Below are 12,425 nucleotides of genomic sequence, written 5' to 3'. Positions count from 1 at the left end.
AACTACGACAGATTGGCGAAACGTTCGATAGGCGGTTGCTCACGATGCTCCGCTTGCCATAAATCGTAATCAGCCTGCACGCCAAGCCAGACCTTTGCCCTGCCAATACCTGCACGCTCCAAGCGTACAGCAAGGTCTGGGCTTATGGGCGCATGACCATGCATAATGCGAGACAGGGTTTCACGCGCAAATCCTAGCCTGCGCGCAAGCTCGGTCACCGATATGGCAAGCGCTGGTAAAACATCCTCCAGGAGGGTTTGACCGGGATGCGGGGGATTAAACTGTCCCATGTCATTATTCCTCAATGATAATCCAGATAATCGACGAGTTCGACATCATTAAACCGGAAAATGATCCGCCAATTTCCACTGACGGAAATCGACCAAAAACCTTCCAGAGACCCCTTGAAGCCGGTGAAGTCTCCAGCCTGGAATAGAAAGATCCTCAGGTACGGAAGCGCGGTCGAGAAAGGCCAGTGTTCGAGACAATCGCTTCACATGCGCAGCATTGATCTCCGGGTGGAACCCGTTTCAAAGAAAACCTCAAGTCCCTTATGGCGAAAACTTCTGATCATTCCTCGAATGTGATGTAATAGATCACATATCGCAACCAACGTCTGGTTGCAAGCTGCAAAAACAATGCGCCAAGATGTGGTAATACAATACCTTTCTTACAAGCTATTGATTTTGCTTATTTATTTATATTATATGTCGAAATTAACGACTTGACGCTCTCCATTTGAGCCTTTATTGAGACCCATGACTGCGGTGGGGCTTCCCGCCGTTTTTCATTGTTGTGCGGATTTCATGATCTTCACAACCCAAGCAACAAGAAAAGCCTTCTTTTATGAAGGATGATCTCAAGGACAACACAAATGGCTACCTTCACACAGAAGCCGGCAGATGTGACGAAAAAGTGGATCCTGATCGACGCGACGGATCTCGTCGTCGGCCGTCTCGCCACCATCGTCGCAAACATCCTGCGCGGCAAGCACAAAGCTACCTTTACCCCGCATGTTGACGATGGCGACAATGTCATCATCATCAATGCCGACAAGGTTGCCTTCACAGGCAAGAAGCTTTCGGACAAGATTTATTATTGGCACACCGGCCACCCAGGCGGCATCAAGGAACGTACAGCTGGTCAGCTGCTTTCCGGCCGTTTTCCTGAGCGTGTTGTCGAAAAGGCAGTTGAGCGCATGGTTCCACGTGGACCGCTCGGCCGTCGCCAGATGAAGAACCTGCGCGTTTATGCCGGTTCTAACCACCCACATGAAGCGCAGGCACCTGAAGTCCTCGACGTTGGCGCGCTGAATTCCAAGAACAAAAGGAGCGCATAAGAATGGCTGAGCTCAACTCGCTCGCAGAACTCGGTACAGCTGCTGCATCGACGCAGGCTGCTGCACCTGTTCATGTCCAGAAGCTCGATGCCAAGGGCCGTGCATATGCAACCGGCAAGCGTAAGGATGCGGTTGCCCGCGTCTGGATCAAGCCAGGTTCCGGCAAGATCGTTGTCAACGACAAGGAATATGGCGCATATTTCGCTCGTCCGGTTCTGCAGATGATCCTGCAGCAGCCAATCGTTGCTGCTAACCGCGCTGGCCAGTATGACATCATCGCTACCGTTGCCGGTGGTGGTCTTTCCGGTCAGGCCGGTGCTGTTCGTCACGGCATTTCCAAGGCCCTCACCTATTTCGAACCTGCACTGCGCGGCGTTCTGAAAAAGGGCGGCTTCCTTACACGCGACAGCCGCGTTGTAGAACGCAAAAAGTACGGCAAGGCGAAAGCCCGTCGTTCGTTCCAGTTCTCGAAGCGCTAATATCGCTTTATACGGACAGAACAGAAAGCGGGCCCTCGGGTCCGCTTTTTTGTTGCGCTGAGATATACTTGAGATAGCTTCGCCGCTGTGCGTGGTTCGACAAGCTCACCATGAGGAATCCGGGTTGCCTTCATCTGATGGGAACTCTTAGATCGCCGGTTCAGGCGTCTCCCTTCCTCATGGTGAGCTTATCGAACCACGTACAAAAGAAATGCCAGAACTCCCGGAGTTGGAAAACCAATGCCCTCGAAATCCATCGATCATGCCTTTACAGCTCGCACGCTGACCAGCGCAGCGACTGATCCCACACATGCGGGCGCGCTCTCATTCATGCGCAGGCGCTATACCAAGAATCTCAATGGGGCAGAGGCTGTTGTCTGGGGCATTCCATTTGATGCTGCGGTTTCCAATCGCCCTGGCGCAAGGTTTGGTCCGCAGGCAATCCGCCGGGCCTCGGCAATCTTTGACAATGACCCGCAATATCCCTTCCAGCGCGATCTGTTCGAAGATCTGGCCGTGATTGATTATGGCGATTGCCTGCTCGACTATGGCAATCATCAAAAGACACCGGCCACGATTGAACGGGAAGCGGCCAAAATAATCAAATCCGGGGCGTTCCTGCTTTCGCTTGGCGGCGATCATTTCGTCACATGGCCGATCCTGAAGGCGCATGCGGCAAAACATGGACCGGTTGCTCTCGTGCAGTTCGACGCGCATCAGGACACTTGGTACGATGATGGCAAGCGTATTGATCATGGTTCATTTGTTGGCCGTGCGGCACGCGATGGTGTTATCGATCCTGCCCATTCGATTCAGGTCGGTATCCGTACCCATGCGCCGGATGATTGCGGACTGAAGATCGTTTATGGCTACGAGGTTGAGGAGCTTTCGGCGGCGGAAATTGCCAGGCAGATCATCGCTCGCACCGCTGGCAAGCCGGTCTACCTGACCTTTGACATTGATTGTCTTGATCCGGCCTTTGCACCGGGAACCGGAACGCCCGTCGCAGGCGGCCCGTCATCGGCAAAGATTCTGTCGGTTCTGCGCCATCTGACCGATCTAAATATTATCGGTGCGGATGTGGTGGAGGTCGCCCCTGCCTATGATCATGCGGATGTGACGGCAATCGCAGGTGCCACAATAGCGATGTATTATTTAGGTATATTGGCCGAACAGAAGGCCAACCGATCAAATCCAACCTGATGGCTATCTGATGCGATTTTCTGTGCTTCCGGTGCTCATGGACAAGAACGTCCACTGCGCTCCGGTTCTCGAAAATCACCCCAGCTAACTCATCAGTTTAAATTTGATTTTCGGCAACCTCCCACATTGAATCCGCTTTTCTCGCTAACTATCTGAATTCAAAGCTTCCAAGGGTATTTTGATGAAACCGAAAATATTTATCGACGGCGAACACGGCACCACAGGTTTGCAAATTCGCACCCGGCTTGCGGGGCGCGATGATCTAGAAGTCATCTCCATTCCTGAAGCCGAACGGCGTAACAAGGATTTGCGCGAGGAGTTTCTGAAAGCTGCGGATGTGGCGATTCTTTGCCTGCCGGATGAGGCTTCAAAGGAAGCCGTTGCTATTCTCGAAGGAAACAATTCCACCAAGATTATCGACACGGCGACAGCGCACCGCGTTCACCCTGACTGGGCCTATGGCTTTGCGGAACTCGACAATGCGCAGCGCGAAAAGATCGCCAAAGCGCGGCTTGTCGCCAATCCGGGCTGCTATCCCACCGGCGCGATTTCGCTGATCCGCCCATTGCGTGATGCTGGCATATTGCCTGCCGATTATCCGATCTCGGTCAATGCGGTTTCGGGCTATACGGGCGGTGGCAAGCAGATGATCGCGCAGATGGAAAACCCTGACGCGCCAGACCATATCGCGTCCAATCATTTCCTCTATGCAATGCCACTCAAGCACAAGCATGTTCCGGAACTGCAGCTGCATGGTCGCCTTGACCGCAAGCCGATCTTCAGCCCGAGCGTTGGCCGCTTTGCCCAAGGCATGATTGTTCAGGTGCCGATCTATACGAGCGATCTTAACGGCAATGCTTCGATGGCGGATATCCACGCTGCGCTGACCGCTCATTATAACGGCCAGAATATTGTTCAGGTCGTATCGCTTGAAACAAGCGCCACCCTGCCCCGTCTAGACCCTGAAGAACTGCGCGATACGGACATCATGAAGCTCTACGTGTTCGGCACGGAAGGCTCCGGGCAGGTCAATCTCGTAGCCCTTTTGGACAATCTCGGAAAAGGCGCTTCGGGCGCGGCAGTGCAGAACCTTGATCTCATGTTGGGTCATGGCTGACAATCTTCTGCAAAGCCTGCCAGCCGAATGGTATCTTTCTGAACCCGAACTGTTCACAGAAACCCATACCAGCCGCATCATTATGGTGCGGTTGGAAAATGGTGAGCAGGCTGTGGTTAAGCAGTTGAATGCCACCGGCATGGAAAATGAGTTGCGTGGCGCGCACTATCTTGAATGGCATGATGGCCATGGGTGCGTGCGCGTACTCAAGCAACAAGACAATAATCTCCTGCTGGAATATGGCGGCTCGCGCACCCTGCTCGATCATCTGAATGAACATGGCGATTCATCGGCAACATTGATCTTCACTGATCTATTCCAGCGATTGCAGGAAACCTTTCGCAGTCAGAAACCGGTTTCACCGGATTTCGTGCCATTGCGGAAACAATTTTCCAGCCTTTTCAAGAAGGCAGAGAAGGACCGCAAGGCCGGTGAGCGAAGTATATTTGTAGACGTGGCCGCAATTGCAGACCGGTTGCTCGACAACCAACGTGATATTCAGCCGCTGCATGGTGACATACACCATGAGAACATTCTTTTTGGCAAACGTGGCTGGTTGGTTATCGATCCGCAGGCATTGCTGGGCGACCCGGCCTATGATGCCGCCAATATGTTTTACAATCCGGTGGAACGGACTGACCTGCGTACTGATCCGAAACGCGTGGCCACCATGGCGAAGATTTTCGAAGACGTGCTCAGGCGTGATCGCAAAGACTATCTGGAATTCGGCATGGCGCATGCATGCCTATCTGCTTCATGGCATGATGAAGACAAGAACCACGAAGAGCGAGATCGCAGCCTTGCCGTGGCGACGACTATCCGCGAGGTGCTCGCCTCAGCCGCCTGAACGTTTTACGAGTCTTGCCACCACGACGAATGTCATGACCCCCAGCGTAGCGATAATGGCGACGACAACGAGCGCTGCCGTCGGCCCGAAATGCTCAAGCAGAAATGCAAAAATGAAAGGCGCCACCGAAGAAACGATCAGGCGAGACGAGGTGATTTTGCCGAGAATTTCGCCATAGCCCTGATGACCGAACAACGCTAACGGCAATGTGCCCTGCACGATGCTGTTCAATCCCGATCCCATGCCAAACAGAATAGCGAACATGACCGCTCCGGCAACTAAAGGTATGGGTGCTGGCAGCAGCAACATCATGAATGCGAGTGGGATCATTACCGTGGAAACGATTGCGATGGTCATCGCAGAGAACCGGCCACCCATAAGCATATTGATGAGGCGGCTTGCAAATTGCGCCGGTCCAAACATCGTCCCGACGAAGACTGCGGAGGAAGCGCCTAGCCCAACCGCGCCGAGCACTGGTACAAAATGAATAAGCATTGATGAAAGCGAGAAGCTCGTCAGCGAAAAACCCATTGCCAAAAGAACAAGAGCAGTTTTGCGATCATCATATTGTAGCGAGCCGCCAGCCTCCATCGCGTGGGGCGGTTGAGGCGAAGCATTGTGCGTCATCTTCGCCGAGCGCCGTGTCATTTGTGACAGCCAGAAGTGGATGGGGAAGCAGACTGCGACTTGCAAAACGGCGTAAAACAGGAAGATTTCGCGCCAGGTGAAGGTGTCCAAAAGTGCTGTGGCAAGCGGCCAGAACAGTGTCGACGAGAAACCGCCCATCAACGTCAAATAGGTTATCCGGCGCGGCGCGAGCTGTGGGTCTACTTGTACCAGTACGGCAAAGGCAGTGTTATAAAGGATGAAAGGCGTGGCTATGCCTGTTGTGACCAAAGCGGCCGCAAACATCCACCAATTGGTTGAGACAGCGCAAAAAACAAGGGAGAGCGCCGCAGCCAGTGAGCCGAGGGTCATGACGCGCCCTGCCCCAAACCTGTCTGCCCAGCGACCTGACCATGGCGATACAATGCCGCCAATCAACAGCGTTCCGGAAAACGCCGCAAACAGCCATTCTCGGGTCTGAGCAAACTCCTGCCCTACAACCGGAGCCAGAATACTGAAACTATAGAAAAGCGTACCATAACCGATGATCTGCGTGATACCGAGGCCAACTACCGTAGCCAGCGACCGCCTCGCACTGATGATCATAATTTTAGTTTCCGATATGCATGCTTAACAGGGTTAGCGTCAGGACCTGCAAACTAACTGAGTCTCTCACTGTAAGCAGTCAGTTTCCTTGTACAATCTTCGTTTCAAGCGGATATGCGCCTTTTGTTGCGCGCCAATGCGCCACAGCAAAGCCAAGCAGAACAATTGCAAAAAGCTGATGAAGCAATCCGAGCCCGATCGGCACTTGCATAAGCAACGTGGTAATGCCGATTGCGGCCTGAGCAGCGACCAGCAGCGCGAAGAAAACTGCACGTCGGGCATGCGTTGTCTCAGGCGCCATGCGCGTGGTTGAGAAAGCATGCCAGATCGCCATGGCAAAGACGAAATAAGCAAAGATGCGATGGACGAATTGCACAGTCTTCGGGTTTTCAAAGAAATTGTGCCAAATCGGCTGAATAGGAAACATGTCGCCCGGGATGATTGAGCCATCCATTAGCGGCCAGGTATTGTAGGACAGCCCCGCATCAAGGCCAGCAACGAGGGCGCCAAGATAAATCTGAATGAATACAAGCACGACCAGCCAGCCGGAAAAGCGCTGAATGGGGCGATCTGCCGGTTTTTCAGTATAGACCGCCAAACCTCTTGCCACGTACATGACGGCTGCGAAAATAATGCAAGCCAAAGTCAAATGTGTAGCGAGACGGTATTGGCTGACATCGACCCGAACAGCCAGCCCTGAGGCGACCATCCACCAGCCTACGGCACCTTGCAGACCGCCTAGCGCCAAAATACCAATCATGGGCCATCTGAGGCGTCGCTCGAGTCGGCCCGTAAGCCAAAAGAAAGCCAGCGGCAGGGCAACAAGAAAACCAACGCCCCGAGCAAGGAACCTATGAGACCACTCCCACCAGAAAATCTGCTTGAACTCAAACAGGCTCATGCCTTTGTTCAATTGCTGATACTGCGGAATCTGCCTGTACTTATCGAACTCTTCCATCCACTGGTCATATCCAATAGGCGGAATAATACCGTGGATCGGCTTCCATTCGGTGATGGAGAGGCCCGAACCCGTCATACGAGTGGCACCACCCACAAACACGATGGTCGCCAGCACCACCAGCACCACATACAACCAGATACGGATATGCTGGCGATTTCTCGCTTCGCGATCCTGCACCAAGACAAGCGCGTCTTCGGACGTAATATGGGCGGCCATGCAAAAACTCCTTAGAGCCGGATAGGTGAAGCATCTTGCAGTGCATGACAAGCGGCGCTTACGCGACACGCCGTCGCGTTTGCAAGCCTCGCGTGGCTTTTTCGCTTTTCGAGTGAGGATTTAACAGATAGATCAACCTAACGCTCAATTGGATAGCAATATGCCCGTAAGGCTGAAGAAACTCATCGGAACATTTTTCCTGGTCGCGCTGGTCTGCGTCTACGCCATTGTCGCGACAATTTTTGCTGTGGCTCTCCTTGGCAATGCCAGCCCGTGGATCCACCTGCTCTACTTCTTCGGCACAGGCATATTGTGGGTGGTCCCGGCGATGTTCATCATCAGCTGGATGGAGAAGGCGCCCAAGACCAAAATCTAGGCACTCAAGCCTGAATAATCCGCCTGCCCGCATTGGCGATAGGTGTGGTCGCACCACTCATCATGGTTTTCGCATAAACCAGCTTCTGGAAACGCCCATTGATCGAAATGCGCGGCAATATATGCATGTGAGCCCGATGTTCGGCGTGGATGGTGCCGTGACGGGTTGTCACTGCCGAAACAAAACCTTCCTGCGCCGCCAATGATGCCTCACGATCGCCCGCCGCTCTCACCGAGCCATAGGGATAGGCGAAATGCTGCGGTCGTTTGCCCAATTTTTCTTCCAGCATATCTGCGGATTGCCGCATTTCGAAAGAAACCATCTCAGGTGTCAATCGCTTGAGATTGTAGTGATGAACGGAGTGCGCGCCGATTGTGCATAGCGGATCGGTGGCGATCTGACGCAATTCTTTCCAGTTCATAACATCGCGATCGGCAGCGACACCGCAAATCATGTTCTGGGCGTCACACATTTCCCGCAAGACAGGCATTTGCTGGAGTTCGGTCAGTGTTTCGGTGAAATAGCGCATCAAGGCGTGAAATGTCGCGCGCTTCTGGAACATTGTTGCGCAACGCCATTCCTGGCCGTTCGGTGCCTTGATGAAGCTAGCCTTGGCGACGAGAAGTTCCAGCACCTCCCACCACAAAACAGCCGCGCCTTCTATAAGACCGGGCGTTGCATAAACCGTGAAAGGCGCACGGTGCTTTTGAAAGACCGGATAGGCATGATGGAGATTATCACTATAGCCATCATCAAGCGTGACCGCCGCAAAACGGCGCCCGCCCTTTGAGCCGGATGCAATCCGGGCGACAGCTTCATCCATGGAAACCAGCTCAATATCTTCCGACTTAAGGGATACCAGTATTGTGTCGAGAAAGGCCGGAGAGATTGAGAGCGAACGATTGACGCCGAGCGGACTTGTGCAGTCCGGCCGCACCCTGTGCAGCATGATGATTGAACCGAGACCGCCAAGACGCGCGCGCGACCGCGATGCAAAGCCGCTATGCCAAGCCAGCCTCATCACGGCCTTGCGTATTAAATCGGCCGCGTGGACCATTCCTTCACCAACTTTGATTTATGTAGAAGCAACAGGATAGTTATTGCTCCAATAGAGCATAGTGAATGCTGATGATATATCGAATACCTTCGTCGTAAATCGTCTTTTCGTGGAACGCAAGAATGAACCATCGGCAGCTTGAAGCAAAAATACTGATCGATGGCCGGGATGTTGAGGCTGCCTGGTTTGAACTTGGTGCCGATTTCATCTCGGGAGCCTCGCAAACGCCGCGTTGGCTTGCGCTTTGGCAATCTCTGGTCAATCGCGATTGCCTTGTCGCGGCGCTTTATTGCGAGGAGCAACCTGTTCTTATCCTGCCGCTGGAAATCCGGCAAACCGGGCCGCTACGTATCGCGATATATGCTGGCGGCCCTCATGCGAATTGCAATTTTCCCGCCATTTTGCCGGGTCAAAACATTACGGCGGACGCGCTTCGTTTGCTCTTCGATGCCCTGCACCATGCGCGTCCCGATATCGACCTTGTATCGCTGACCCGTCAGGTGGGCGAACTCGGCGGCTTTGCAAATCCCCTGATAAAAATTCCAAGCAGGGTTAACGCAAATATAAGCCTTGCCATCACGTTGGATGGAAATTTCGAGATGGTTCTCGCCAGGGGCAATGCGAAGCGCAAAAAGAAAAAGCACAGGCACGATATGCGCCGGTTCGAGGATGCAGGCGGCTTCGGCATCATCACCGCGACAACGCCGGAAGAGACCAATGCGATGCTCGATAATTATTTCGAGCATAAAGCAACGCGGTTGGCACAGGCGGGGATTAAAAACACTTATGAACCAGCGGGCGTGAAGGACTTCTTCAAGCAGCTTTTTGCGGAGGAAGCCGCCGCGCCCTCGCCGCGTTTTCAGTTGAAAGCCTTGAAGGTTGCCGGGCAATATCGTGCAGTCCTTGGAAAATCTTATGCTGCAGATCAGACCTTCATCGATTTCGTTGGAATTGCTGAAGACGATCTGGTCAGCACGAGCCCGGGCGAGTTTCTGTTCTTTGAAGATATTGCCGCAAGCTGCCAGACCGATTTAGATATTTATAGTTTTGGCATCGGGGATGAACCCTATAAGCGCAGCTGGTGCGATATTGAGCTGTCGACCTATGATACCGATATCAGCCTTACAGCAAAGGGCAGGATTTTCCAGGTATGGCTTCAGGTTCGCCGCAAGCTGGTGCGCATGATGAAGCAGAATGAATTTGTCTGGGCAAAGGTGAAAAAACTGCGCTCAATGTTGCGCGGGGCGCGCCGAAGTTAAGCCCGGCGCACGAGCCTGCCAGCTTCCAGCCACAACTCGCCAGGATGGAAGGGCGTCAGCAGATTTGGCTCAAGAAAGCGCGCATCATAAACGGCTTTTGCAGTGGCAGTCACGTCCGGATCATCCGGATTGACCACGCCGAGAATAAGCTCTGTGCCCTCAGCCAGCAAATGCTTCAGCTCGGAAACGGTAGACGGGCCGCTATCGACGACAACCAGATCATAGGCAGACTGCAAGGCGGTCAGAATCATTGGCAGACGCCCGACCGATTGCATAGCCTTTACCGGATCATGATTGCCGAGCGGAATAATTTCGGCCTGTGAGTAGTGATCGAGATGAATAACATCGCTGAAGTGTTTTTCAGAGACGAGCAGATCGGTGATGCCGGGTAAGCTACCATTATCCAGCATGGAACGCCCGATCTCCGGCGAACCGGTCATATCAACGAGAATCACGCGTACGCCCCTGTCCGCCAGTTCGCGCACCAGCAGGATCGTCAAGGCGGACGCTTCATCGCCCTCTGGCGAGACGATGACAGCCCTCGCCGCGCCACTTGCCATGATTCGATCAGCGACAATGGCGACACTGGTATGATCGGTTTCTATCGACTGAAGCGTCTCCGGCATGATCGGCAGCGGAGCAGACTTGTCTGATGCAGATTGAATCTCTTCTGTGGCCGGTACAGCAGCCACTGCCGCTACAGGTGGGGACATGGTTGCGGGCTGATCGATGGGCCGAGCCGGCACTTCATAAGCGCCCGATACAGGACGCAAGGCCCGGCCACTGAACAGCGCGTGGAGAAGGGTCCCAATGCTCAAGATCAACAATGAAGCCACGAAGGCAGCTAGCGTCATCGGAACCTTTTTGGGGAAGTAAGGTTCGATTGGGCGATCGGCGCGAGAGAAAATGCGAGCATCAGCAGGCATGTAGCCCCGATCTGTGCGCGACGATGCCTCGCGGTAACGCGTAAGATAGGATTCGAGCAGTTGGCGCTGGGCCGTCGCTTCGCGTTCCAGCGCCCGCAACTCCACTTCTTCCTCACCGGCCCGCGATGACTGCGCCTTGAGCTGGTTCAGGGAACGATTCAGCTCTGCCTCACGCAAGCGCGCAGTTTCTGCTTCGTTTTCAAGGCTTGCCAGCACCTTGCGCGCTTCGAGGCGTATCTGATTGTTCAAGTCGGCAAGCTGCGAGCGCAATGCCCTTATTCTGGGATGTCCGCTAAGCAGTGAAGCTGACAGGTCAGCAATGTCGTTGTTAAGCTGGACCTGGCGTTCGCGCAGCCGCTGGATCAAAGGCGAAGCAATGACATCCGGCAGGGTTTCCGCCTGCGCGCCACTTTGCAATGCTGCCCGTACGCTTGCTGCGCGCGCTTCGCTTGCGGCCCTGTTGGCGCGAACGCGTGACAATTCACTGGAAAGTTCCGAAAGCTGCTGGGTCGCCAGCACCGCATTATTCTGCCCAATCAAGAGATCGGACGAACTGCGATAGGCCGCAACCTTGGCCTCCGCATCCTTGACCCGCTTGCTCAAGTCCGCGATCTCTGGCTGTAGCCAGCCCGTGGCATCCGTATTTATTTCGGACTTCGCCGCCTGCTGCATAGCCATGTATTCATCTGCGATGGCATTGGCGACCGAGGCAGACAAATCCGCATCTTTCGACGAAAATTGGACGACAATAACGCGGGACGCCTGAACACTGTAAACCAGCAGGCGGTCGCGCAGTGCCTGAAGAATATAGTCTGCACGCGTTTCATCGCTCAAATTACGGCCAAGCCCCACACTATCCAGAAGCCTGGACAACATTGAGGGTTCGGCGCTTGCGGTCAGCTCGGCATTTTTTGCCAGATCAAGCTTGGTGATGACGTTGCGCAAAACATCGGATGAACCGATCAATTCAACCTGGCTTTTGATCGCTTCCTGATCAACCACAGGACGATCATCAGTCTGCTGATTGGCCGGACGAGTGAATACGGATTCACGCGCTTCGATAAGGATACGTGTTTCAGCACGATATTTCGGCGAGACCATAGAGAGAGCGATGAAGGTCAGAACGGTGACAAGCAATGTACCAATGATGATGCGACGCTTGTTTTGCCATAGACTGGCAAACAGCGCACCCATATCGATGTCTACATCAGTGCCTGTGGATTTGGCCTGAGCCATGCGATCACCCCATACCATATGCCTTAAGGGTAAAGACTTATGGTAACCACCAAGTTAAGACTTTTGCGCCCAGAACAGCCTTCTCATATCGCGAGCTTTACCAGCCATTAACCCTAATGAATTGATAATGCACCCAGAGAATCGACAAGCGCGTTGCCAAGTTAGGGTCCGAATCGTGTTCAGCAAGCAGATATTTC

Annotated in this window: 13 protein-coding genes; 7 read left to right on the top strand and 6 right to left on the bottom strand. The window is 53.7% G+C overall.

The window, feature by feature from the left end:
• Positions 1–2 precede the first annotated feature (2 nt).
• Together AC6CHM_RS01250 and AC6CHM_RS01245 are read right to left on the bottom strand one after the other, a co-directional pair.
• Entirely contained in the window at positions 3–290 is a 288-nt protein-coding gene (locus AC6CHM_RS01250; RefSeq protein ID WP_115051694.1) for a HigA family addiction module antitoxin, read from the bottom strand.
• An 11-nt stretch (positions 291–301) separates the two neighbouring features.
• On the bottom strand, positions 302–442 hold the full coding sequence (locus AC6CHM_RS01245; protein ID WP_443094454.1) for a type II toxin-antitoxin system RelE/ParE family toxin: 141 nt from the start codon (positions 440–442) through the stop codon (positions 302–304).
• Positions 443–874: 432 nt separating this feature from the next.
• Between AC6CHM_RS01245 and rplM the strand changes: the two genes are divergently transcribed.
• From rplM to AC6CHM_RS01220, 5 genes are all read left to right on the top strand, one after another.
• Complete coding sequence (rplM, locus tag AC6CHM_RS01240) at positions 875–1,339, top strand: 50S ribosomal protein L13 (RefSeq protein WP_115051695.1); 465 nt, start codon at positions 875–877, stop codon at positions 1,337–1,339.
• A 2-nt stretch (positions 1,340–1,341) separates the two neighbouring features.
• Positions 1,342–1,818, top strand: coding sequence for a 30S ribosomal protein S9 (gene rpsI / locus AC6CHM_RS01235; RefSeq protein ID WP_122084539.1), 477 nt, complete (start codon positions 1,342–1,344; stop codon positions 1,816–1,818).
• 240 nt (positions 1,819–2,058) lie between these two features.
• Entirely contained in the window at positions 2,059–3,021 is a 963-nt protein-coding gene (gene speB / locus AC6CHM_RS01230) for an agmatinase (protein ID WP_307284250.1), read from the top strand.
• 181 nt (positions 3,022–3,202) lie between these two features.
• Complete coding sequence (argC, locus tag AC6CHM_RS01225) at positions 3,203–4,138, top strand: N-acetyl-gamma-glutamyl-phosphate reductase (protein ID WP_337353848.1); 936 nt, start codon at positions 3,203–3,205, stop codon at positions 4,136–4,138.
• Positions 4,131–4,985 (top strand): aminoglycoside phosphotransferase family protein, encoded by an 855-nt coding sequence (locus AC6CHM_RS01220; protein WP_498171669.1) that lies wholly within the window; start codon positions 4,131–4,133, stop codon positions 4,983–4,985. The genes argC and AC6CHM_RS01220 overlap by 8 nt, the downstream gene beginning before the upstream one ends.
• On the opposite strand, the gene arsK is transcribed toward AC6CHM_RS01220, so the two are convergent.
• Entirely contained in the window at positions 4,974–6,197 is a 1,224-nt protein-coding gene (gene arsK / locus AC6CHM_RS01215) for an arsenite efflux MFS transporter ArsK (RefSeq protein ID WP_498171668.1), read from the bottom strand. The genes AC6CHM_RS01220 and arsK overlap by 12 nt on opposite strands.
• 79 nt (positions 6,198–6,276) lie before the next feature.
• Positions 6,277–7,374, bottom strand: a complete 1,098-nt coding sequence (locus AC6CHM_RS01210; protein WP_115051701.1) for a COX15/CtaA family protein — start codon at positions 7,372–7,374, stop codon at positions 6,277–6,279.
• Positions 7,375–7,534: 160 nt separating this feature from the next.
• Between AC6CHM_RS01210 and AC6CHM_RS01205 the strand changes: the two genes are divergently transcribed.
• Entirely contained in the window at positions 7,535–7,750 is a 216-nt protein-coding gene (locus AC6CHM_RS01205) for a DUF2842 domain-containing protein (protein ID WP_115051702.1), read from the top strand.
• A gap of 4 nt (positions 7,751–7,754) precedes the next feature.
• Here AC6CHM_RS01205 and AC6CHM_RS01200 read toward each other — a convergent pair whose 3' ends face one another.
• A complete protein-coding gene (locus tag AC6CHM_RS01200; RefSeq protein WP_336441878.1) occupies positions 7,755–8,807 on the bottom strand; it encodes a polysaccharide deacetylase family protein in 1,053 nt (350 codons plus the stop codon).
• A 122-nt stretch (positions 8,808–8,929) separates the two neighbouring features.
• On the opposite strand from AC6CHM_RS01200, the gene AC6CHM_RS01195 reads away from it, so the two are divergent.
• Positions 8,930–10,066, top strand: a complete 1,137-nt coding sequence (locus AC6CHM_RS01195) for a GNAT family N-acetyltransferase (RefSeq protein ID WP_498171665.1) — start codon at positions 8,930–8,932, stop codon at positions 10,064–10,066.
• Here AC6CHM_RS01195 and AC6CHM_RS01190 read toward each other — a convergent pair.
• Positions 10,063–12,228, bottom strand: coding sequence for a GumC family protein (locus AC6CHM_RS01190; RefSeq protein WP_337353844.1), 2,166 nt, complete (start codon positions 12,226–12,228; stop codon positions 10,063–10,065). The genes AC6CHM_RS01195 and AC6CHM_RS01190 overlap by 4 nt on opposite strands.
• Positions 12,229–12,425: the final 197 nt, after the last annotated feature.

It is taken from the genome of Phyllobacterium sp. GQ127, from assembly GCF_059758635.1.
This window is presented reverse-complemented; position numbering and strand designations above follow the sequence as displayed.

What these genes read in the sequence shown, in the direction of transcription:
- AC6CHM_RS01250 (WP_115051694.1), bottom strand. Translation starts at nt 290, where the DNA reads ATGGGACAGTTTAATCCCCCGCATCCCGGTCAAACCCTCCTGGAGGAT.
- rplM (WP_115051695.1), top strand. Translation starts at nt 875, where the DNA reads ATGGCTACCTTCACACAGAAGCCGGCAGATGTGACGAAAAAGTGGATC.
- rpsI (WP_122084539.1), top strand. Translation starts at nt 1,342, where the DNA reads ATGGCTGAGCTCAACTCGCTCGCAGAACTCGGTACAGCTGCTGCATCG.
- speB (WP_307284250.1), top strand. Translation starts at nt 2,059, where the DNA reads ATGCCCTCGAAATCCATCGATCATGCCTTTACAGCTCGCACGCTGACC.
- argC (WP_337353848.1), top strand. Translation starts at nt 3,203, where the DNA reads ATGAAACCGAAAATATTTATCGACGGCGAACACGGCACCACAGGTTTG.
- AC6CHM_RS01220 (WP_498171669.1), top strand. Translation starts at nt 4,131, where the DNA reads ATGGCTGACAATCTTCTGCAAAGCCTGCCAGCCGAATGGTATCTTTCT.
- arsK (WP_498171668.1), bottom strand. Translation starts at nt 6,197, where the DNA reads ATGATCATCAGTGCGAGGCGGTCGCTGGCTACGGTAGTTGGCCTCGGT.
- AC6CHM_RS01210 (WP_115051701.1), bottom strand. Translation starts at nt 7,374, where the DNA reads ATGGCCGCCCATATTACGTCCGAAGACGCGCTTGTCTTGGTGCAGGAT.
- AC6CHM_RS01205 (WP_115051702.1), top strand. Translation starts at nt 7,535, where the DNA reads ATGCCCGTAAGGCTGAAGAAACTCATCGGAACATTTTTCCTGGTCGCG.
- AC6CHM_RS01200 (WP_336441878.1), bottom strand. Translation starts at nt 8,807, where the DNA reads ATGGTCCACGCGGCCGATTTAATACGCAAGGCCGTGATGAGGCTGGCT.
- AC6CHM_RS01195 (WP_498171665.1), top strand. Translation starts at nt 8,930, where the DNA reads ATGAACCATCGGCAGCTTGAAGCAAAAATACTGATCGATGGCCGGGAT.
- AC6CHM_RS01190 (WP_337353844.1), bottom strand. Translation starts at nt 12,228, where the DNA reads ATGGCTCAGGCCAAATCCACAGGCACTGATGTAGACATCGATATGGGT.